The organism is Pseudomonas sp. PWP3-1b2 (assembly GCF_049896045.1).
GTDB classification, from domain to species: domain Bacteria; phylum Pseudomonadota; class Gammaproteobacteria; order Pseudomonadales; family Pseudomonadaceae; genus Aquipseudomonas; species Aquipseudomonas antarctica_B.
Map to the genome: position 1 here is coordinate 224,052 of NZ_JAFCTN010000003.1, position 21,846 is coordinate 245,897.

General features: G+C 62.8%; 15 protein-coding genes. 10 read left to right on the plus strand and 5 right to left on the minus strand.

Going from position 1 to position 21,846, the window contains the following annotated elements; genetic code table 11:
* Positions 1-7: 7 nt before the first annotated feature.
* From ACP7A2_RS03465 to hflK (ACP7A2_RS03480), 4 genes are read right to left on the minus strand one after another with little or no spacing between them, the layout of a single operon-like run.
* A complete protein-coding gene (locus ACP7A2_RS03465; RefSeq protein WP_426133081.1) occupies positions 8-1,894 on the minus strand; it encodes a cation-translocating P-type ATPase in 1,887 nt (628 codons plus the stop codon).
* Entirely contained in the window at positions 1,891-2,925 is a 1,035-nt protein-coding gene (gene hflK / locus ACP7A2_RS03470) for a protease modulator HflK (protein ID WP_426133082.1), read from the minus strand. Before hflK (ACP7A2_RS03470) ends, ACP7A2_RS03465 begins: the two co-directional genes overlap by 4 nt.
* A complete protein-coding gene (hflC, locus tag ACP7A2_RS03475) occupies positions 2,922-3,911 on the minus strand; it encodes a protease modulator HflC (protein WP_177004980.1) in 990 nt (329 codons plus the stop codon). Before hflC ends, hflK (ACP7A2_RS03470) begins: the two co-directional genes overlap by 4 nt.
* Before the next feature lie 12 nt (positions 3,912-3,923).
* Entirely contained in the window at positions 3,924-5,849 is a 1,926-nt protein-coding gene (hflK, locus tag ACP7A2_RS03480; RefSeq protein WP_426133083.1) for a protease modulator HflK, read from the minus strand.
* 303 nt (positions 5,850-6,152) lie between these two features.
* Between hflK (ACP7A2_RS03480) and ACP7A2_RS03485 the strand changes: the two genes are divergently transcribed.
* From ACP7A2_RS03485 to ACP7A2_RS03515, 7 genes are all read left to right on the plus strand, one after another.
* Positions 6,153-6,773, plus strand: a complete 621-nt coding sequence (locus tag ACP7A2_RS03485) for a CDP-alcohol phosphatidyltransferase family protein (RefSeq protein WP_426133084.1) — start codon at positions 6,153-6,155, stop codon at positions 6,771-6,773.
* A gap of 11 nt (positions 6,774-6,784) precedes the next feature.
* Positions 6,785-8,539 (plus strand): bifunctional alpha/beta hydrolase/class I SAM-dependent methyltransferase, encoded by a 1,755-nt coding sequence (locus tag ACP7A2_RS03490; RefSeq protein ID WP_426133085.1) that lies wholly within the window; start codon positions 6,785-6,787, stop codon positions 8,537-8,539.
* A gap of 2 nt (positions 8,540-8,541) precedes the next feature.
* Entirely contained in the window at positions 8,542-9,840 is a 1,299-nt protein-coding gene (locus ACP7A2_RS03495) for a phosphatase PAP2/dual specificity phosphatase family protein (RefSeq protein WP_426133086.1), read from the plus strand.
* Positions 9,830-10,273, plus strand: a complete 444-nt coding sequence (locus ACP7A2_RS03500; RefSeq protein ID WP_426133087.1) for a hypothetical protein — start codon at positions 9,830-9,832, stop codon at positions 10,271-10,273. The genes ACP7A2_RS03495 and ACP7A2_RS03500 overlap by 11 nt, the downstream gene beginning before the upstream one ends.
* Positions 10,274-10,282: 9 nt before the next feature.
* Complete coding sequence (locus ACP7A2_RS03505; protein WP_426133088.1) at positions 10,283-10,903, plus strand: lysophospholipid acyltransferase family protein; 621 nt, start codon at positions 10,283-10,285, stop codon at positions 10,901-10,903.
* Between the two features lies 1 nt (position 10,904).
* Positions 10,905-11,837, plus strand: a complete 933-nt coding sequence (locus ACP7A2_RS03510) for a phosphatidate cytidylyltransferase (RefSeq protein WP_426133089.1) — start codon at positions 10,905-10,907, stop codon at positions 11,835-11,837.
* A gap of 313 nt (positions 11,838-12,150) precedes the next feature.
* Positions 12,151-12,351, plus strand: a complete 201-nt coding sequence (locus ACP7A2_RS03515; protein ID WP_426133090.1) for a DUF3077 domain-containing protein — start codon at positions 12,151-12,153, stop codon at positions 12,349-12,351.
* A gap of 60 nt (positions 12,352-12,411) precedes the next feature.
* Here ACP7A2_RS03515 and ACP7A2_RS03520 read toward each other — a convergent pair whose 3' ends face one another.
* Positions 12,412-12,885: an Lrp/AsnC family transcriptional regulator gene (locus tag ACP7A2_RS03520; RefSeq protein WP_029529034.1), complete on the minus strand. Its 474-nt coding sequence runs from the start codon at positions 12,883-12,885 to the stop codon at positions 12,412-12,414.
* A gap of 136 nt (positions 12,886-13,021) precedes the next feature.
* Between ACP7A2_RS03520 and ACP7A2_RS03525 the strand changes: the two genes are divergently transcribed.
* The 3 genes from ACP7A2_RS03525 to pbpC all read left to right on the plus strand — a co-directional run bounded on the left by ACP7A2_RS03525 (position 13,022) and on the right by pbpC (position 21,827).
* Positions 13,022-13,651: a LysE family translocator gene (locus ACP7A2_RS03525; RefSeq protein ID WP_426133091.1), complete on the plus strand. Its 630-nt coding sequence runs from the start codon at positions 13,022-13,024 to the stop codon at positions 13,649-13,651.
* A gap of 78 nt (positions 13,652-13,729) precedes the next feature.
* The gene (locus tag ACP7A2_RS03530; protein ID WP_426133092.1) at positions 13,730-19,537 is read left to right on the plus strand and encodes an alpha-2-macroglobulin; all 5,808 of its coding nucleotides are present in this window, start codon (positions 13,730-13,732) and stop codon (positions 19,535-19,537) included.
* A complete protein-coding gene (gene pbpC / locus ACP7A2_RS03535) occupies positions 19,518-21,827 on the plus strand; it encodes a penicillin-binding protein 1C (RefSeq protein ID WP_426133093.1) in 2,310 nt (769 codons plus the stop codon). The genes ACP7A2_RS03530 and pbpC overlap by 20 nt, the downstream gene beginning before the upstream one ends.
* Positions 21,828-21,846: the final 19 nt, after the last annotated feature.

Here is a 21,846-nt window from a genome sequence, read left to right on the forward strand (position 1 = left end):
CCAACAATTATTCGTCGAGCTTCAAAAGGGGCTCCTGGAAGCGTAGCAAACGCCCGGCATTACCCAGCACCAACAAGGTGCTGAGGTTATGCAGCACCGCTGCAATCATGGCGCCCGCCGCGCCCAACCAGCCAAATGCGGCGAACACCACAATAGCCAGCGTCCAGCCCAGGCCGATGATCACGTTAACCTGCAGCGTGTGTCGGCACTGTCGGCTCAACCGCACACAGGTGCCCAAGCGGCGCAAATCGCTGCCGATCAACACCACGTCCGCCGACGCCAAGGCAATATCCGCCCCGCCCGCGCCCATCGCCACGCCGACCACTCCCGCCTTGAGTGCCAGCGAATCGTTGATGCCGTCGCCCACCACCATTGGCCGAAAGCCGCTGCTGATCTCCCCCAGCACGCGGTTGAGTTTGTCTTCCGGCAAGGCCTGGGCTTCGACGTCGCTGATGCCCACGTCCAGCGCCAGGCTGTCGGCAACACTTTGACGGTCGCCGGTCAGTAGCAACTGACGGCCCAGGCCCAAATCCCGCAGCTCTTGCAGGGCCTGGCGTGCTTCCGGCTTGACGCTGTCCGCCAGCAACATCCACGCCAGAAACTGACCGTTCAACGCCAGCCCGGCAATCGGCCCGTCATGAATGGGAACCGCCGTGGTGGTAATGCCCAACTGCTCGAACAACTCCGGCCGCCCCAGCGCCGCCTCGCCTTGATCGGTCTGCGCCACTACGCCAAGGCCTTGGCGCTCGCGGATATCGGTCAACGCCAGCATCTGCTCCTGCGTCGCCAACCCCGCCAACGCGCGGCTGACCGGGTGGCTACTCGCCGAACCCAGGCTGGCTGCCAGGTTCAATAACACCTGCCGATCCGGCGCGGTGGTCTCGATGGACTGCAACCGCAACGTGCCAAACGTCAGCGTGCCGGTCTTGTCGACCACCAATGACGTCAGGTCCGCCAGCTCTTCCAGAAACGCCGAGCTGCGAATCAAAATCCCATGCCGCGCCGCGACGGCAATCCCCGCAATCGCCGTGGCCGGCGCCGACAACACCAAGGCACACGGGCACGCCGCCACCAGCACGGCCAACATTGCCTGGGCGTCATTGGTCACAAACCAGGTCACCGCCGCCAGCAGCAACACCAACACCATATAACTGCCGGCATAACGCTCCAGCAGCCGCGTGATCGGCGGCTTGGAGCGCTCGGCGTTCTGCATCAACGCGATCACCTTGCCCAGCGTCGACTCATCACCGGTGCGCGTCACCTGCAAGCGCAGCAGGCCATCCAGGTTGATCGCTCCGCCAAACACCTGCACGCCCACACTGGCTTCCAGCGGTACCGACTCACCGGTAATCGGCGCCGTGTCCAGGCTGGCCTGACCGGACAGCACCACGCCGTCGGCGGGCACTCGGTCACCGGCACGCACTTCGACGATATCGCCGGTGTTCAACGTGCCGTTATCCACTTCAACGATGCTGCCGTCGGCCCGCACCAGCCGCGCATGGCTGCGGGTCAGTTTGCCCAGGGCGTGAATCGCTTCCTGAGAGCCGATCACGCTGCGCTCTTCCAGCACATGGCCGAAGATCATGATGATCGGCAGCAGCGCGGCGGTCAGCAGATCACCCGTGGCCCATGCGCCCATCATCGCCAGGGCGATCAATTGGTCAGTGATGCCATGCAGGCTTGGGAAACGCAGGCTGTACCACGCAGAACGCATCACCGGCACGGCCACTAATAAAGAAGCCACGCCCAGCAATAACTGGCTCACCCCCGTTTGATCCGGCGCCAACCAGCGCCACACCAAACCCAATATCAACAAGCCCAACGCCAGCATGGCCAGGGTCAATTGCCGCGCAGCACTGCGCTGCTCGGCGGACGTCAGCATGGGTGCGCTCATTGTTCGGCTCCCTGAATGATCAAGCGGGAGTCGTCTTTGGGGTCGACCGTGGTTACGGAGCCAGCCTGGCCGAGGATTTTCGGCAGGCGCTCGCGGTACAGCCGCAGCAGCAAGCCTGGGTCCTTGACCTGCGCAAGGCTCGCGACGGTAGCGGTTTGCGCCTGGGCGTTGGCGAGGCGCTCGCTGGCCTGAGCGTGGGCGACTTGCACCAAACGATCAGCATCCTGAGTGGCGCTCTGCGTGAGCTTTTCCGCGTCGGTGCGCGCATTGGCGACGGCTTTATCAGCTTGCTGACTGGCCGTGAGCACGGCGTTGAACGCATTCACCGCCGGGCCCGGCAGGCTCGATTGCACATCCACACGGGTGACTTCAATGCCCAACCCCAAACCGGTGGACGCCAACTCCGTCAAACGTTTGTTGATGCCTCGCACCAGATCACCGCGCAGCCGTTCACGACGCTCGGCGGCGCCGTTATCGGTGCCGATCAGTTCAGGGCGCGCTACCAATATGGTGTCCAGGTCGCGCGCCGCCGTCAGCGCTACCGCGCTGCGAGTGACCAGGCGATCCAGCGCGGGCAAAACATGCTCGCCCTGCAGCACGAACGCGTAGGGCTCGGTGACCTTGTAAAACACCCGTACATCCAGTTGCACCACGCCCGCGTCGCCGGTCAGCAAGTAACCGGAACCGGCCAGCGCATCGCTCAATGGCGTGGCAAAGCTGGCCACGCGATCGGCCTGGATCGCGGTGTCTGAACGCAGCAGGTTCTCCACCCTACGCTCGATCACCCGGTCCGCCGCCGGCAGCAACACCACTTGCTCAAACGGCTGCGGCCACGCCAACAGCAGCCCGGCATTCTGGATACGATCAAGCGCGCCGAAGTGCAGCACCACGGCGCGATTTTGCGGGTCTATCTGGCGCACATTGGAAAACGCCCAGGCCAACGCTGCCAACACGGTCACCGCGTACAGCGCCAGGAAGGTCAGGCGCCCGGCCTGGATCCACGGGCTGTCCGGGCTGTCACGCGTGGTCATGGCTGAACGTCCTTCGGCCCGTCCACCAGTGCGCGAAATGGCGCGGCGTCAGTACGCAGGATGATCTTGGTGCCCGGCGTGACCACCGTGCCCAGGGTGTCGAGCGAGCGCAGCAGGTTATACAGCTGCGGGTTGCCGGCGTAGGCGCGGCCGTAAATCTGCGCCGCTTCGACCCGTGATTGCGCTTCGATGTCGGCGGCTTTCACCGTGGCGTCCGCCTGCACGATGCGCGCGTCACGCTCGGCGGCAGAGCGAATCTGCGCCGCTTCACGTTTGCCCACGGCGGTGCGTTCGGTGGCGATGGTTTCACGCTCGGCGCGCATGCGGTCGACGGTGGCAGTCAACGTCACCGACGGCAACGTCAGCCGCTCCACGCCGACTTGCGCCACGCGCACGCCGTAGGTGGTGAGCAATTGTTGATCAATCTGCTGGCGCAACTGCGCCTCGAAGTCGGCGATGCGCACTTGGCTCGCATCGGTGTTGATCAGGCTGGACAGGTCGAAGCTGGCCGCCGTGGTTTCCAGCGCCGAACCCACAAAGGTACGAATCTGCCGCGCGGCTTCATCCGGCTGGTTCTGCACCGCGCGCATAAAACGCTGCACGTTGTCGGCATCGCCCTGCACCTGCCACGCCACATAAGCCTGCACGATGATCCGCAAGCCATCGCGCGTGCCCACGTCCTGCAAACCACTGGACGTGGTGCGCAGGCGCAAGTCCACCGGGATCGCCGCTTCGAACGGCGCCGGCCAGCGCCAGCCCAGGCCCGGCTCGAGCAGCACGCGCGATGGGTTACCGAAACGGGTAATCACCGTGGCTTCGCCGGAGCGCACTTGCACCAGGCTCGCCGCCGCTACCGCGAACAGCACCAACAACAAGGCCCAGGCCATGCGCCGCCAAGGGAAAGGGCCAGCGGCCTGTTCATCGCCATGATGATGGTGGTGGTGATGGCCATGATGATGACCGTGATCGTGAGAATGAGCGCTCAACAGACAGACTCCTTATTGAACGGCTTTACGCGGAACCGAAGGGTCGGCCGGCAAAGTAAAAGAACGCAGATCAATTGTCGGCGCACTGTCGGCGCCCAAGCGATGATCCAGAATAAGCAGCTTGGCGTGGGCCAGGCCCAGGCTCAGTTGGCCGAAGTACTGCTCCAGCACAAAGGCCTGGCCCGCCGTGGCGTAGGCCTTTTGTTCGGCGGCAAAACGCAGGTCCGCCGCCTGGGCGCCGGCATTTACTTCGCGTGCAGTGGCCAGGGCCTGATCGCGCGCAGTGCTGGCTTGCAGCAAGGCCTGGTTGGTGTGTTCGCTGGCCGCGCCGCGCTCGCGGGAAATCAACGCCTGGGCGCCGATCTGCGCGGCTTGCACGCCGTGATAGGCATTCGCCGCGCCGGCCGGTGGGTGAATGGCTTCCACCACCGTGGCGAGAATTTCCACGCCGCTGTCGAGTTTTTTCAGGTCGGCCTGCACGGCGCGACCGACTTCCTCAGCGAGGCTGGTGCGCTGTTCGCCGAGTAATTCGTCGAGGGTGCGCGAGGCGAAGTCGTGAACCAGAATGCGGCTCGCGGTGCTGCGGATCAGCGTCGGCACGTCGGCAACGTTATAGGTGGCAGCGAGCGCGGCGTGATCGCTGAGGCCGATGCGGTACACGAACCGCACGTCCATATTGACGATCTGGAAGCTCTGCTTGTCGCCGCTGCTGCTGGCGATCACCTGGGACTTGTCATTCACATGGCTGGCGTCCCACAAACGGTTGGCGATGGTCGGCGCCGGGCCTTCGGCAGGCGCCAGTTCAGGCGCCGCGGCTTCGCTGACGCTGGTGGCCAGCTCATGCACCACGCCGTTTTCCACGTTCAATACGCGGCCCACCGGCCAGGGCAAACCGGCATGCAGGCCTGGGCCAAACACTTCGACCGGTTTGCCGAAGCGCTCATAAATCCCACGGCCTTGCAGGGGCACTTCATGCACGCCGGTCAGCGCCCAGCCCACAGCCACCACCACCAGCAACACCGGTAAAAATGCCCGGCGCATGTAGGTGAATGCCCAAATCTGGCGCAGGTCGATGCCGAAGCGGTTATGCAATTCGTGCTGCAAAGCCTGCAAGGGTTGCGGCGGCCAGCGCAGCAGCCCGGCGATAAAGCTCTGCGCCATCAGGCGCGGCTCAACGCGCGGCTGGCGCGGGCTGAACAGCGAGAGTACGGCTCTGAGCAAAAACTCCACGCAGACCAAGCCAGGCAACAGGCCGATCAGCACCGCCAGGCGCAGTGGCCAAACGGATTGCGCGCCAGCGAACAGCAAGCAAATGGCACTGACCAGCAGGCTCACAATCGCCACCCGGCTCAACTGCGCCAGCTGCGAGGCTTCCGGCCACTGCGCGGCGGTTTCCTGCGCCAGGCGACGCTCAAATACCAGCAAGCCAAACGCCAGCGCCAAGGCCAGCGCGGCGCCGATGCTCGCCGACTGCCCCACGACGGCGGCAGGCAATGCCAGGTTCCAGAATTGGATGATGCTGACCAGCGCCAGCAACGACCAGCCGCCCAGCCACAACACTGGCGCACCGATTTGCGCGATCAACCCGCTGCCCAAACGCCCCACAAGACGCGCATACAGGCCTGCGTCTTCGTCGACTGTTTCGACCACTGCTGTCGTGGGTTCTTCCAGCGCCTGGGCGCGCCAGTCGGCCACCCACCACGCCGATTGCAAACCGGCCACCAGCACCAGTAACGCGGACGCACAGTTGATCAACACCACCGGCCAGATCGACAACGGCGCAAACAACGCGACAAACAGTGCCAGCACCCAGCCAGAAACGGCCAGTGCCGTCAGGCCGATGCCGGCCTGCCGAAGCCTGCGGGCATGAAACACGCCCTGCTGAAAACGCGCAAGGCCCTCAACCAAGGCGCCATCCGCTTCTAGATCCACTTGCATCCACTCAACGCCCGCATGTATACAATTCGTTACGATATAACACGGAGCGTGAAATTTTTGTTCGAAAACAACACAAAACCCCTGTGGGAGCGGGCTTGCTCGCGAATGCGGTGGGTCAGTCACCACTGCACTGGCTGATCGACTGCATTCGCGAGCAAGCCCGCTCCCACATTTACTCTGCGACGCCTGCGAGACCGTGATTAAACCCCCAGAAACACGAGCCATCACTGGTGCAGGCCACGATTAATCGGCACACTCCAAACAGTTTTTCGCGGGTTCACGGACAAGGAAGCGCCACCCCCCATGATTTCGATCTATCAGCTCAAGCCGCGTTTTCAAAACCTGCTGCGCCCCCTCGTGCAGCGCCTCTACGACAACGGCACCACCGCCAACCAAATCACCGTGCTGGCGGGTGTTGTTTCTGTGCTGATCGGCCTGCTGATCGCGAGCTTTGCCGCCCACCTTTGGCTGTTTGCGCTGATCCCGCTGTGGATGATCCTGCGCATGGCCCTCAATGCCATCGACGGCATGCTCGCCCGGGAATTCGGCCAGCAGTCACGCCTGGGCGCTTACCTCAATGAACTGTGCGACGTGATCGCCGACAGTGCGCTGATCCTGCCCTTTGCCTTGATCCCCGGCGTGAGCCTGGCGCCAGTGCTGCTGGTGGCGCTGCTCGCTGTGTTCAGCGAGTACGCCGGCGTACTCGGGCCAATGGTCGGTGCCTCGCGGCGCTATGACGGCCCGATGGGCAAGAGTGATCGCGCCTTTGTACTCGGTGTACTGGCCACCGGCGTCGCGCTGGGCTGGCTCGGCGCGGGTTGGGTGGAAGCGGGCATGTGGACAGTCGCTGCCCTGCTCGCCTACACCCTGGTGAACCGCGTACGCCAAGGCCTCAAAGAAGAAAATACCTCTCCGATTGCATAAGGATTTTTGCGATGCGCGAACAGCAAGAACACACCTTCAGTACCCATGATGGCGTCGAGCTTTTCTACCGGCACTGGCCGGCCACCGCCCCGCAAGGTGATGAGCCGCGAAAGGCGATCCTGCTGTTCCATCGCGGCCATGAGCATTCGGGTCGCATCGCCCACCTGGTGGATGAGCTTGATCTGCCGCAGTTCGACTTCTTCGCCTGGGACGCCCGCGGCCACGGCCAATCCCCCGGCGAGCGCGGCGACAGCCCAAGCTTCGCCACCAGCGCACGGGATGTGCAGACCTTCTGCGACCACATCGGCGCCACGTACAGCATCCAAGAAGAAAACATTGCCGTCATCGCCCAAAGCGTCGGCGCGGTCATCGCAGCGACCTGGGTGCACGATTACGCGCCGAAGATCCGCGCGCTGGTGCTGGCCTCCCCCGCGTTCAAGGTCAAGCTCTACGTGCCCTTCGCACGGCCCGGCCTGGCGCTGATGCGCAAGTTTCGCGGCAACTTTTTCGTCAACAGTTACGTCAAGGCCAAGTTCCTCAGCCATGACCCGCAGCGCGTGGTGTCCTACGACAGCGACCCGCTGATCACCAAAGCGATCTCGGTGAATGTGCTGCTCGGCCTGTACGAAGCCGCCGACCGCGTTGTAGCCGATGCCCAGGCGATCCAGGTGCCGACGCAACTGCTGATTTCAGGTTCAGACTTCGTAGTTCACCGCAAACCCCAGCAGCAGTTTTTCGACCGCCTCGGCAGCCTGAAAAAAGAGCTGCACATCTTGCCCGGCTTCTTCCACGACACCCTCGGCGAACGCGACCGCGCGGTGGCCGTGAACAGCGCCAAACGCTTTATCCTGCAAAACTTCGCGCACCCGCTGGACCGCGCTTCGCTGCTCGATGCCGACAAGCTGGGCGCCACCTGCGCCGAATCCGAATCCCTCGCCGCGCCACTGCCGCGCAATTCCCTGCGCGACCTGTACTGGCGCATGACCCGCGCCAGCATGGGCCTGGGCAAGAACCTCTCGGATGGCGTCAAACTCGGCTTCGACACCGGCTTCGATTCCGGCAGTACCCTGGACTACGTCTACCGCAACAAGCCCACCGGCAAGGGCGGTTTGGGGCGGATGATCGACACCAACTACCTCAACTCCATCGGCTGGCGCGGCATTCGCCAACGCAAGCTGAACGTTGAAGAACTGCTGCGCCTGGCCATGGCCAAGTTGCGCGGGGACGATCGCGAAGTGCGCATCGTCGATATTGCCGCCGGTCACGGCCGCTACATTCTGGAAGCCTTGCAGGGTGTGTCGCCATTACCGGAATCAATCCTGCTGCGCGACTACAGCGACATCAACGTGCGCGACGGTGGCGCGCTGATTCGCGAGAAAGGCCTGGGGGATATCGCGCAATTCGTCAAAGGCGATGCGTTTGACCGGGTGGACCTCGCCGCGCTGGACCCCAAGCCCACCCTGGCGGTGGTGTCCGGGCTATACGAGCTGTTTGCCGACAACGCCATGGTCGGCGGCTCGCTGGCGGGCCTTGCCGAAGCCCTAGAACCTGGCGGCTATCTGGTCTACACCGGCCAGCCGTGGCACCCGCAACTGGAACTGATTGCCCGCGCATTGACCAGCCACCGCCAGGGCCAGGCCTGGGTGATGCGCCGTCGCAGCCAGGCAGAAATGGATCAACTGGTTGAAGCGGCGGGTTTCCGCAAGATCACCCAGCGTGTGGATGAGTGGGGCATTTTCTCCGTGTCCCTGGCACAGAAGATCTGAGCATGCGCGAACCCGGTTTATTGAAACCAGCGGTCCTCTGGCTGCTGTTGCTGGCGCCGCTGTTTTTCAGCACCTACGGCTTCGCCACGTGGGTAACCAGCCAGCGCAGCGACGTCGGCACGCTGGTGTTCGCCTGGGAAACCCACATGCCGTTCCTGGCGTGGACCATCGTGCCCTACTGGTCCATCGACTTGCTCTATGGCTTTTCCCTGCTGCTGCCCAATAGCCGCCATGAGCTGAAACAACATGCGCTACGCCTGCTCAGTGCACAGGTGATCGCGGTGAGCTGCTTTTTGATCTGGCCACTGCGTTTCACCTTCGAACGGCCGGAGCTGGATGGCGTGTTCGGCTGGCTGTTTGCAGTGCTGGCGGGCTTTGACAAGCCGTTCAACCAAGCGCCTTCGTTACATATCGCGCTGTTGGTAATTTTGTGGGTGATGTACCAGCGTCACACCCAGGGTTTATGGCGCTGGGTGGTTCACGGCTGGTTCGCACTGATCGGGGTTTCAGTACTGACCACTTATCAACATCACTTTATCGACTTACCCACAGGCGCTCTCGCCGGCTGGCTGTGCGTGTGGTTATGGCCGACGGAACATCCAAGCCCACTGTTGAATATAACGCTGACTCGGGATCCCAAGCGCTGGCGGCTAGGCCTGCGTTATGGGCTGGGCGCTTTGGTCCTGGTGATTCTCGCCTTTGTCCTGGGCGGCGGTTGGTTATGGCTGCTGTGGCCTGCCGTTTCATTGGTTTTGATAATGGCGAATTACTGCGTGCTCGGTGCCAGCGGCTTTCAGAAACGCTGCGATGGAAGACTGACGCCTGCGGCTCGCTGGCTGTATGCACCCTATTTGGCTAGCGCGTGGATCAACTCACGCCTGTGGACAAGCAAACATCCGCAACCCGATCAGATTGTGGATAACGTTTGGCTGGGGCGAATTCCTACGGCGAGTGAGCAAGGCTCCTTCAAGGCCATCGTCGATCTCTGCGCCGAGTTGCCAATTAATCCACAGGGCCGCGCCTATCAATCCATCCCTGTGCTGGACCTCGTCACCCCAACGCCCGACGAATGCCTGCAAGCCGCCCACGCCATCGAACGCCTGCGTTCCAACGGCCCGTTACTGGTGTGCTGCGCCCTCGGTTACTCGCGTAGCGCCACCGCCGTTGCCGCCTGGCTGCTGCACAGCGGTCGCGCGGCAACCGTCGACGAGGCACTGGCTATTATTCGTACAGCGCGGGCCGCTGTTGTCCTGCACCCCGCTCACCGCCAAGCTTTGGAGGGGTTATCCCATGCCCGCTGATATGGAATTGCAGGTCGTCGCCAGCCTGCTGCGTCGTGGCCGGTCGCTGGATCAGTTATCCACAGGCCTGACATTGCTCGGCTTCTTATTCGGCCTGGCGCAGCTGTTAATGGCGAGCATCTCGACCATTTGCCTGTTGCTCGCCCTGTGGATGATCGTCCTCGGGCTGCTGCAAAAGTACTGGGCATTGCGGGTGGCCTTCGACGCCGACCTGTTCGCCGTGATGGCCCGCGACACTGAACGCACCCCGGACCTCGACCAGGCCCTGCAAGCCCTCGGCCTGCAATCGGCCAAGCGCGCTGGCCGGGCCTGGACCGAACGCCGTCGTGGCGCTCTCAAATTGCTGCGCAAACAGGCCTGGTTGCTGGGCGCGCAAGCGCTGCTGACCCTTGCCGTGATCCTCGCCAGCCCTTGGCTACCTTTCGCCGGATAAGGAATTCCCATGTTCGAACCCGTGGTCGCCACGCTGATTACCTCCATGGCCCGCACCGTCACCGGCGCTCGCAGCCTGTGGTTGGGTTGCGCGCCAGTGCCCGTGCAGCGCATCTACTTCGCCAACCACAGCAGCCATGGCGACTTCGTACTGCTATGGGCCTCGCTGCCGCAGAACCTGCGCAAATTCACGCGCCCGGTGGCCGGCAGCGACTACTGGAACAAAAGCGCCCTGCGTCGCTACATCATCAACCGTGTATTCAACGGCGTGTTGATCGACCGCGAGCGCAAAGACCCTGTGGATAACCCTTTGCAGCCGATGCTCGCCGCGCTTGAAGGCGGCGACTCGCTGATCATCTTCCCCGAAGGCACGCGCAATCTGGAAGACGGCCTGCTGCCGTTCAAAAGCGGCCTGTATCACTTGGCAAAAAGTTACCCACAGGCCGAGTTGATCCCCGTGTGGATCGCCAACCTAAACCGAGTCATGCCCAAGGGTCGCATACTGCCGCTGCCTTTGCTGTGCACCACCAGTTTCGGCGCGCCGCTGCAATTGGAGGCAGACGAAGACAAGGCCGCCTTCCTTGCCCGCACCCGCGACGCCCTGCTCGCCCTCGCCCCGGAGCATGTCTGACATGGATAGCCAAACCCTGATGTTATTCGGCGGCATCGGCGCGATCCTGGTGCTCGCCTCGCTGATCGGCCTGATCCTCAAACTGCGAACCCGTGGTACGCCGAACGCGGTGGTCGACAACCTCAACGCGCGCATCAACGCCTGGTGGGTGATGGTGGTGGTGATCGGCATCGCCTTCTGGCTCGGCACCGGCGCGGTGATCCTGCTGTTCTACGCGGTGTCGTTCTACGCCCTGCGCGAATTTCTGACCCTCACCCCCACCCGCCGCAGCGACTACCCGGCGCTGGTGGCCGCGTTTTACATAGCGCTGCCCGTGCAATACCTGTTGATCTATTCCGACTGGTACGGGCTGTTCTCGATCTTCATCCCGGTGTACGTGTTCCTGCTGCTGCCGATCCTCGCCTCCTTGGGCGGCGACAGCACACACTTCCTGGAGCGCGCGTCGAAAGTGCAGTGGGGCCTGATGATCGCGGTGTTCTGCGTGTCTTTTGTGCCCGCGCTGCTGACCCTCGATATTCCTGGTTACGAAGGCCGTAACCTGCTGCTGATCGCCTATCTGGTGATCGTGGTGCAACTGTCGGATGTGCTGCAGTACGTGTGCGGCAAGCTGTTCGGCAAGCACAAGATCGCGCCCAACCTGTCACCGTCCAAGACGGTGGAAGGCTTTGTCGGCGGCATTTTGCTCTCATCCCTGATCGGCGCGGCGCTGTGGTGGACCACGCCGTTCAACCCATGGCAGTCGTTCTTGATCGCACTGCTGATCAACCTGCTGGGCTTCGCCGGCGGCATCGTGATGTCGGCGATCAAACGCGACCGGGGCGTGAAGGACTGGGGGCACATGATCGAAGGGCACGGCGGCATGCTGGATCGCTTGGATTCGGTGTGTTTTGCAGCACCGATCTTCTTCCATCTCGTACGCTACTGGTGGACCTGAATCCTCACGCCGATCTCCTGTGGGAGCTGGCTTGCCTGCGATAGCGGCGTGTCAGCTGACATAAATGCTGGCTGTGCCGACGCTATCGCAGGCAAGCCAGCTCCCACAATGATTCGGGGCAATGTCGAGAGTGCGGAAAGTCTGAAAACCGTTGCTCATGCCGTCCACTTCCCTTTCTTTCGAAGGACATTTCCGAGAGAATCTCAGCCGCTTGTGCCCTGCCTTTTCGGTGGCTAGTCTGCGTTCGTCACTGCTAATTCAGTGACCGGGTTTAGTCGCTCGAATGTACATTGGACTACTTGGAGTTATCGAAATGACCAAAGTAAAGTCCAACCCGCCACACCACTTTTTCACCCCCCATCCCGACCTCAGCCTGGAAGACGCCCTGGCCTACGCCTCAGACCTGCTCCACTGCGCCGAAGGGTTAAGTGATTCACCCAAAGCCGCTGGCTACCTGGTGGAGATGGCCAAGGTGATGGTGGACCGTTCACTGGACTGCATGAGCCCGCAGTAACTCTGTGGGAGCTGGCTTGCCAGCTCCCACATGGGCTTTGTAGTGGTTTCAGGTGGGGCGTCAGCCCGGCAGATGCCCCAGTGGCAGCGCCCCTGGGGTTTTCACGGTTTGAATCGCGAAGTTGCTGCGAATATCCCTCACACCCGGCAGCTTCAACAAACTCCCGGTGACGAACCGCTCATACCCGCGCAAGTCCGGCACGACCACCTGCAACAGAAAATCCGATTCCCCCGACACCAGAAACGCCGAGATCACCTCGGGCAATGCCATTACCGCTTCGCGAAAGGCGTTGGCCTCGGTGTCGTTATGCCGCTCCACCTTGACGCCTACAAACACCATCATCCCCAGGCCCACTTCATCGCGATCCAGGGTTGCCTGATAGCCGCGAATCACTCCGGCTTCTTCAAGCAGGCGCACACGCCGCAGGCAAGGTGAGGCGGACAAGCCGATTTCGTCAGCCAGTTGCACGTTGCTCAGGCGGCCATCCCGTTGCAGGGCTTCAAGAATCTTGCGGTCAAAGGCGTCCAGTTTCAAATTTGGCATAAGTGAATGGCTTTCATCACGTTTAGTGGCAGACAGTGCCAAGACTAGACGCTTTTCTAGCTGACTACGCAAGCACCTGCCCCGCCCTTCAACCCTAGAATTAGCCAACATTTCAAGGGGGTGAACCATGGCGGAACTCTGGTTATTTCTAGCGGCCCTTTCGGTGGCGTATTTGTTGCCGGGGCCGGACATGATCCTGTTGCTGCAAACCGGCGCACGCCAGGGCAAAGCCTTGGCGCTGACCACGGCGATTGGTTTGGGCCTGGCGCGGGCATGCCATGTGGCGCTGGCCGGCATGGGCCTGGCGACCTTGTTCAAGGTGGCGCCCTGGACGTTTGACGTGGTGCGCCTGGGTGGCGCGGCCTATCTGTTGTGGCTGGGCGTGCAGTGCCTGCGCGCCAACATGCTGCCCGCCCTCGACTCGACCCATACCGCGACAACGGCCCACGCCTGGCGCGAGGCATTCCGACGTGGCCTGCTCACAAACCTGCTCAACCCCAAGGCGCTGCTATTCTGCTCGGTGCTGCTGCCGCAGTTCATCAACCCGCAAGCCGGCCCGGTGGCGGCGCAGTTTGCGTTGCTGGGTGTAATTCTGGTGGTGTTCGGTTTCGCGTTCGACTGCTGCTACGCCCTGGCCGGCGCACGCATCGGCCGGTGGCTGGCGCGCAATCGCTCGGCGCAGCGTATTCAGCAGTGGTTGTTCGGCACGCTTTTGATCGGTTTTGCGGTACGCCTCACCTTTGTGCAACACGCCTGAGCGGATCGGCGTATCAGCGTCATCTTTTGTATCAAAGACGCGTGTAATATACGCCGCACTTAGCCAGGGATGCTCACCATGTTCGATTCGTTGAAAGCGATCAGCCGCCGTATTGCCGGTGCGTTATTGACTGTGGTGAGGGCCATCTTTGGTCAATGGCAACCGCCCTCCTGGCTGCGTGCCAGCGGCCGTGGCCTGGGGAACGCGGGACGCAAGGCTCGCGCGTATCCGCGCCAGGCGGGTGCCGGCTTGCTGGGCCTGGTATTGCTGGCCGCCGCTGGTTTTTACGGCTGGCAGTGGTACTCCCACCTGCCGCAGCCGCACACCGTCGGCTATTCGCTGCACAAACCGAACCTCACCGATTACACCCAGCCCGTACCGGTTGTGGATAACTTGCAGGTGCGTTTCGCCGAATCCGTGGCTCCACTGGCGGCGATTGGCAAGCCGGTGACCGAAGGCATCACCCTCAATCCCGAAGTGGCAGGCGCCTGGCGCTGGTCCGATGACCACACCCTGGTGTTCGTGCCGGAAAAAGACTGGCCCATCGACGCCCACTACACCCTCGAGCTGGCGAAGAAAAACCTGATGGCCGACGGCGTGCTGCTCAGCCAATACAGCAGCCAATTTTCCACCCAGCCATTCCGCGCCACCCTGGCGCAAAACGAGCTGTATCAGGACCCGTCCAACCCGACCTTGAAACAACTGGTAGCGACCTTTCATTTTTCCCACCCGGTGGATGAAGACAACCTGCGCAAACGCGTAACGGTCACCCTCGGCAAGGGCCTGACCTACCGCGACGCGCAGTTGCCCAACCGCCCGGAAATCACCTTCGACGACAAAAAACTCAATGCCTACGTGCGCTCGGCTGCCCTGGCCACGCCGCTGGAAAGCACGCCGGTCAGCGCCAAGTTGGATGAAGGCATCAAGGCTCGCGACGGCGGCAACGCCAGCACCGCGCCGCTGGTGTCGGAAGTCACCGTACCGGGCCGTTATCGCCTGACCTTCACCGCCGCCGAAGTGAGTTTTGTCGACAATGAGCGCGGCGAGCCGGAGCCGGTGCTGATGTTCAGCAGCTCCAGCGCCGTAGCCGACGAGACCATTGCCGGTAAGGTCCAGGCCTGGCTGCTGCCGGAAAAAGCCAAGGACGACACCCGCCCCTACAACAGCGACGAGATCGACGACGCCCTGCTCGCTCGCAGCACCAAGGTCAGCCTGACCCATGTGCCCAGCATTGAACCGCTGAACACCCTGCACGCCTTCAAATTCAAGGCCCCGCCCGGCCGAGCGATGTATGTGCGCGTGCCGGCGAACCTGGAAGCCATCGGCGGCTATCTGGCGAAGAATCCTACGGCGTCGCTGATCAGCATGCCGGCGTATCCGCGCACCCTGCAGTTCTTGTCTGACGGCGCGTTGCTCAGCCTCAACGGTGAAAAACGCCTGGGCTTCATGGCCCGTGGCGTGCCCGGCGCCCATGTGGAAATTGCGCGCCTGCTGCCCAACCAGCTGCAACACCTGGTGGACCAGAGCAGCGGCAGCTTCGCCCGGCCTAACTTTGGCAACGAGTACTTCGACCGCATGGTCGAGCGCCAGTCCCTGGACATTCCACTGTCGTCCAGCGACCCGGCGAAAACCGTTTACGACAACGTGGACCTCAGCCACTACCTCACCGCCAATGGCGGCCGTCGCGGCATTTTTGTGCTCAAGCTCAGCCCGCAGGATGATCCGGCCGAACGCACCTTCGAGTACGACCGCACCAGCACCAGCGACCTGCGGTTCATCGTGGTAACTGACTTGGGCATCATCGCCAAGCGCTCCAGCGACGGCAGCCATGATGTGTATGTGCAGTCGATCGGCAATGGTTCGCCGGTGTCCGACGCCCAAGTCGACATCATTGGCCGCAACGGTTTGCCGGTGAGCAGTGGCCGCACCGACGCCGAAGGCCACGCGCATTTTGCCAAGCTGGATGAACTGCGCCGTGAGAAAACGCCGCTGATGTATGTGGTCACACGCGGCAATGACCAATCGTTTCTGCCGATTGCCCGTCAGTCACAGCAGCTGGACCTGTCGCGCTTCGATGTAGGCGGTTTGGAAGAAGACGGTGCGATTGATCGCCTCAGCGCCTACCTGTTCACCGACCGTGGCCTGTACCGTCCTGGCGAAACCGCGCACCTGGGCATGATCGTGCGCAGTGGCAACTGGAAAGGCGCCCTGCAAGGCTTGCCGGTGGAGCTGCAAATCACCGACCCGCGCGGCCTGGAAGTAATTCGCCAACCGTTGAAGCTGTCCACCAGCGGTTTTGAAACCTTTGATTTCCCCAGCAGCGAAGTCGCCCCCTCGGGGGATTACACCGCAACCTTGCAGTTGATCGGCGAGAAGCAAACCCGCACCGACCTTGGCAGTGTCAGCTTCAAGGTCCGCGATTTTGAGCCGGACCGCATGAAAGTCAGCCTGAGCCTGCACGACACCCCTGTGCAGGGCTGGATTCCACCGGATCAGGTGGTGGCCAAAGTTACCGCCATGCACCTGTTCGGCGCCCCGGCGGCTGGCCGGCGCGTCACCGCGAAAATGTCCCTGAGCCCAACGCTCGCCGCGTTCGACCGTTACCCCGATTATCGCTTTCGCCTCAACGATTCCCTGGAAGACGCCAGCACCGAAGACCTGGCCGAAACCACCGTGGACGATAACGGCCAGGCCGTGCTCGACCTTAACCTGCAACGCTTCGCCAACAGCACCTATCGCCTGCAGGTGATGACCCAGGTATTCGAAGCCGAAGGCGGTCGCAACGTCGCGGCGCAAAGTGCCTTGCTGGTGTCGTCCGCGCCTTATCTCGTCGGTGTGAAAAGTCAGGATTCGCTGTCGTATGTCGCCAAGGACGCCCCGCGTCAGGTGCAATGGCTGGCCGTCGCGCCGGACCTGACCCCGCTGGCGGTGGACGGCCTGACCACTGAAGTGGTCGAGCACCGTTACGTGTCGGTGCTGGTGAAGCAGTCCAACGGCACTTACAAATACGAGTCGCGCATCAAGAACATCAGCCAACCGGCCTCGCCCTTGGTGATGAGCAAGGACGGCGCCAGGCAGGCCCTGAACACCGGCACGCCGGGGGATTTCACCCTGCAATTGAAAGACGCCAACGGCAACCTGCTCAACCAGATCGACTACAGCGTGGCCGGGCGTGGCAACACCTCACGGTCGCTTGAGCGCAACGCCGAACTGCAACTGCGCCTGGATAAACCCAGCTACGCCTCCGGTGATGAGATTGCCATCAGCATTCGCGCGCCGTACACCGGCGCGGGCTTGATCACCATCGAGCGCGACAAGGTTTACACCCAGCAGTGGTTCAAGGCCGACAGCACCAACAGCGTGCAACACATCCGCGTGCCCGACGGGCTCGAGGGCAATGCCTACGTCAACGTGCAGTTTGTGCGGGATATGGGCTCGGCTGAGGTGTACATGAGCCCGCTGTCCTATGGCGTGGTGCCGTTCAGCATTAACCTGGATGCGCGACGCATGGCGTTGAAGGTTGAAGGCCCGGCGAAGATCGAGCCGGGGCAGACGCTGGACATCAAGGTCACCGCCGACCGCCCGGGCCGCGCAGTGGTTTACGCGGTGGACGAAGGCATCCTGCAAGTGGCCCGCTATCAGACGCCGGACCCACTGGGTTTCTTCTTCCAGAAGCGTGCGCTGGAAGTCGGTACCAGTCAGATTCTTGACCTGATCCTGCCGGAATTCAGCCGCCTGCTCAGTGGGGCAGCGCCCGGTGGCGATACCGAAGGCGCCCTGGCCAATCACTTGAACCCGTTCAAACGTAAACACCAGCCACCCGTGGCGTGGTGGTCCGGGTTGGTCGACCTGCCGGCCGGTGAAACCGTGCTGCATTACCAGGTGCCGGACAGCTTCAACGGTAAGTTGCACCTGTTTGCGGTGGCGGTGGATGCCGACAGCGTCGGCGTCAGCGAGGCCAATACCGAGGTGCGCGGGCCGATTGTGATCACCCCTAACGTGCCGGCCTTTGTGGCGCCGGGGGATGTGTTCAACGTGAGCGCCGGAGTGTTCAGCAACCTCGACGCGGCGGCGGACGTGAAGTTTGAAGTGCAGACCAGCGACGGCCTCAAGGTGCAGGGCGACAAAGGCAGCACCTTGTCACTGCAACCGCGCAAGGAAGGCACCGCTGAATTCAAGATTCAGGTGGGCGACACCCTCGGCTCGGCAGACCTGCGTTTTGTCGCGGTATTGCCGGACGGCAAACGCATCCAGGTGGCCGAAACCACCTCGATCCGCCCACTGAGCGAACACCGCGTGGCCCTGAGCCTGGGCCGTTTCGACAGCGCCAGCAAAGAGCTGAAACCCACGCGCGAGCTGTTCAGCCAACTGCGCGACGTGCAACTGGGCGTGGCGGCCTCGCCGCTGGTGTGGGCCAACGGCCTCAAGCATTACCTGGATGACTACGGCTACGCGTGCACCGAACAATTGGTGTCCAAGGCCATGCCGGCGTTGATCTGGGGCGGCAATGCGCCTGAGGCAGAACAAGCCTTCAGCAGCGCGGTGCGCATGCTGCGCCAGCGTCAGAACCAGGCCGGTGGCTTTGGTTTGTGGGCGGCTAACCCGGATGTAGCGCCGTACGCCAGCCTGTACGCCACCGACTTCCTGATCGAAGCCAAGGAACGCGGGCTGCCGGTGCCGGAAGACCTGCTGGTGCGCTCGAATGCCTACCTGACGGATCTGGCCAATGGCCCGAGCGAAGGCTTGTCGGAATTGCGCAACCGGGCCTATGCCAGTTACCTGCTGAGCCGTCAGGGGATTCTGGTAAGCGGCGCCTTGAGTGATATCCGCGAGCGCTACGAGACGTACTTCAAAGACGCGTGGCAGAACGATCTGGGCGCAGCGTACCTGGCCGCCAGCTACAAACTGCTCAAGCAGGATCGCCAGGCGGACGCGCTGTTCCGCAAGGTGCCATGGCGCTCCCTGGCTGATAAGTGGAACAGCGACGGCCTGTATTACGACCCACTGGTGCACGATGCCGAACACCTGCACCTGCTGGCCCGTCATTTCCCCGAACTGCTGGACGACGTGCCGGCGACGTTGCTGGATAAACTCGGCAAGCGCCTTAACGAGCAACGTTACAACTCGTTGTCGGCGGCACTGTTGCTGCGGGCTTTGGACAATTATGGTCAGCGCGCCCAAAGCGACATGACCCTCAAGGCAACCGCCTGGCTGGGCGACAAACAGCAGCAATTGCTGGAAATGGCCGGCCAGCCACCGCGCGCCGCCGTACCGGGCGCCACGCAGAAGCTGGTGATGGAGAAAACCGACGGCCCGGCCGCGTTCTACATGCTCAGCGAAGCCGGTTTCGACAAGGGCGCCAAGCTCAAGCCGATCACCAATGGCCTGGAAATCATTCACGAATACCTCGACCTCAAAGGCGAGCTGGTGAGCAAAGTCGCGGTAGGCGATGAGTTCCTGGTGCGCTTGCGCCTGCGCGCCACCGACCGTGACCAAGTGCAGCAAGTGGCCGTGGTCGACCTGCTGCCGGGGGGCGTCGAGCCTGTGTATAACTTGCCGCCGGAGCCGGAAGCCGCCAGCACCGAGGAAAGTGAAGGCGAAGATGCCGAGTACGTGGAAACGGCAGACGGCGAAGAAGCTGAAACCTGGCAGGCGCCGATCGGCGAAACCGAGCTGAGTAACTGGCAGCCGGACTACGTGGACGTGCGCGATGATCGGGTGGTGTTGTACGGCACTGCACTGCGTGATGTAGGCACTTTCGTTTACCGCGTGCGCGCCACCAACGCAGGCACCTTCAACACGCCACCGGCCTACGCCGAAGGCATGTACGAAACCACCCTGCAAGGGCGCGGCAAAGTAGGCCAGCTTGAAATTACCAAGCCTTAAACGCCTGACGCCGCTGCTGGCCGCGGCGGCGCTCTTTGTGGGAGGGCTGGCGGGGTTGCGGCTGTGGCCGCATGCCCCGCTGGAACAGGCCGTGACCTCGTCGCGGGTGGTGTTGGCCGACGACGGTGCGTTGCTGCGCATGACCTTGGCGGATGACGGGCAATACCGACTGTGGCTGCCGCTGGAGCGCATGTCGCCGTCGCTGGTCGAGGCCTTGTTGCTCAAGGAAGACCGCAATTTCTATTGGCACCCGGGGATCAATCCCCCGGCGTTGCTGCGCGCGGCCATGGCCACCTACAGCGGCGGTCAGCGCCAGGGCGGCTCGACCTTAAGCATGCAATTGGCACGACGCCTGTGGGATTTGAACACCCGCCAGGTACCTGGCAAGTTGCAGCAGATGGCGTTGGCGCTGTGGCTGGAAGCGCGCTACAGCAAGCACGATATCCTTGAGGCCTACCTGAACCTGGCGCCCATGGGCGGCAATATCGAAGGCGCCGAGGCCGCGAGCCGCATCTACTTTGGCAAGTCGGCGGCGCAGTTATCGTTGTCCGAGGCCCTGGCACTGGCGGTGATTCCGCAGCAGCCGGGACGGCGCGCACGGTTTGGCCCGTCGCTGCAAAACGCGCGGCTGCGCTTGATGGCGGACTGGCGCGAAACGTATCCACACGACTCGCGCAACGACAGTCTGCTGGACTTGCCGCTGGAAGCCCGCAACCGCCAACAGATCCCGTTTCTGGCGCCGCACTTGAGCGAACAACTGCTCGCATCCCTGCCCGGCAATGAGCTGAACAGCACGCTAAATCTGCCATTGCAGCAATTGCTGGAGCGCCTGATCACCGGCTTCATCGCCGAGCGACGCAGCACGGGCGTGGAAAACGCCACGGCGATCCTGATCGACAGCCGTGACCAGAGCGTGAAAGCGCTGGTGGGCTCGGCGGATTACTTATCCACAGGCATCCACGGCCAGGTTAACGGCGTTTTGTCGCGACGCTCGCCAGGTTCAACGCTCAAGCCGTTCCTGTATGGGCTGGCGCTGGATCAAGGCGTGATCCACCCCATGAGCATCCTCAAGGATTTGCCGACGAACTTCGGCTACTTCCAGCCGGAAAATTTCGACGGCAGTTTTGTCGGCCCACTGACGGCAAGGGACGCGTTGATCCGTAGCCGAAATATCCCGGCGGTGTGGCTCGCCAGCCAGGTGAAGTCGCCGTCCTTATACGGCCTGTTGCAACGCGCGGGCATCAAAGGCCTGCGCGACGAAAGCCATTACGGCCTGGCCCTGGCCCTCGGCGGCGGTGAGATGACGCCGGAGGAGCTGGCGCGGCTGTATGTGATGCTCGCCGGGGATGGGCACCTGCGGCCGCTGCGCTATGTGCAGGAACAGCCCCAAGCCACCGGCGCGCAACTGCTCACCCCGCAAGCGGCGTTTATGGTGCGCGACATGCTGCGCCGCAATCCACGGCCCGACGGCTTGCCCGGTCGCCACTGGCGCACCGCCTGGAAAACCGGCACCTCCTGGGGCTTTCATGACGCGTGGAGCGCAGGCCTGGTGGGGCCGTATGTGCTGGTGGTGTGGGTGGGCAACTTCGATGGTCGACCCAACCCGGCGTTTATCGGCGCCAAGACCGCCGCGCCGCTGTTTTTCCGCATTGCCGACGCGCTGCCATTGGCCTTGCCCAATGTGGTGATCAAGCCTGATAAACCGCCCGCCGGGCTGGTGCGCATCGACGTGTGCACCGCCTCCGGCGAGTTGCCCAACCGCTGGTGCCCGCAAACCCGCAAAACCTGGTACATCCCCGGCGTGTCGCCGATTCGCGTGTCCAACCTGCACCGCCCGGTGCTGATCGACACCCGCACCGGCAAAGCGGCATGCCCGCCGTTCGAAGCGCAATACACCCGCGAAGAAGTCTTCGAGTTCTGGCCCAGCGATGTGCAGCGCCTGTACCGCGCCGCCGGCCTGCCACGGCGCACGCCGCCCAACGTAATGAAAAACTGCCAGCCCAACCGCATCAGCGACAACAGCGAAGCGCCACAGATTCGCTCGCCGTTGACGCAGGTGAGTTATCAGTTGCGCCTGTCTCAGCCACAGGAAAGCATCCCGTTGAACGCCAACGCCGCCAGCGACGCAGCGACGCTGTATTGGTTTGCCAACCAAACGTTGATTGGCCAGGGCCCGCCGCAAACCACGCTGAATTGGCGGCCGGGCAAGTCGGGAGATTACCGGCTGCGTGTCAGCGATGATCAGGGACGCAGCGCCAGCCGTGGGCTGAAAGTGGAGTTTGTGCCCTGATCAGGCGTCTTCGTCGCTG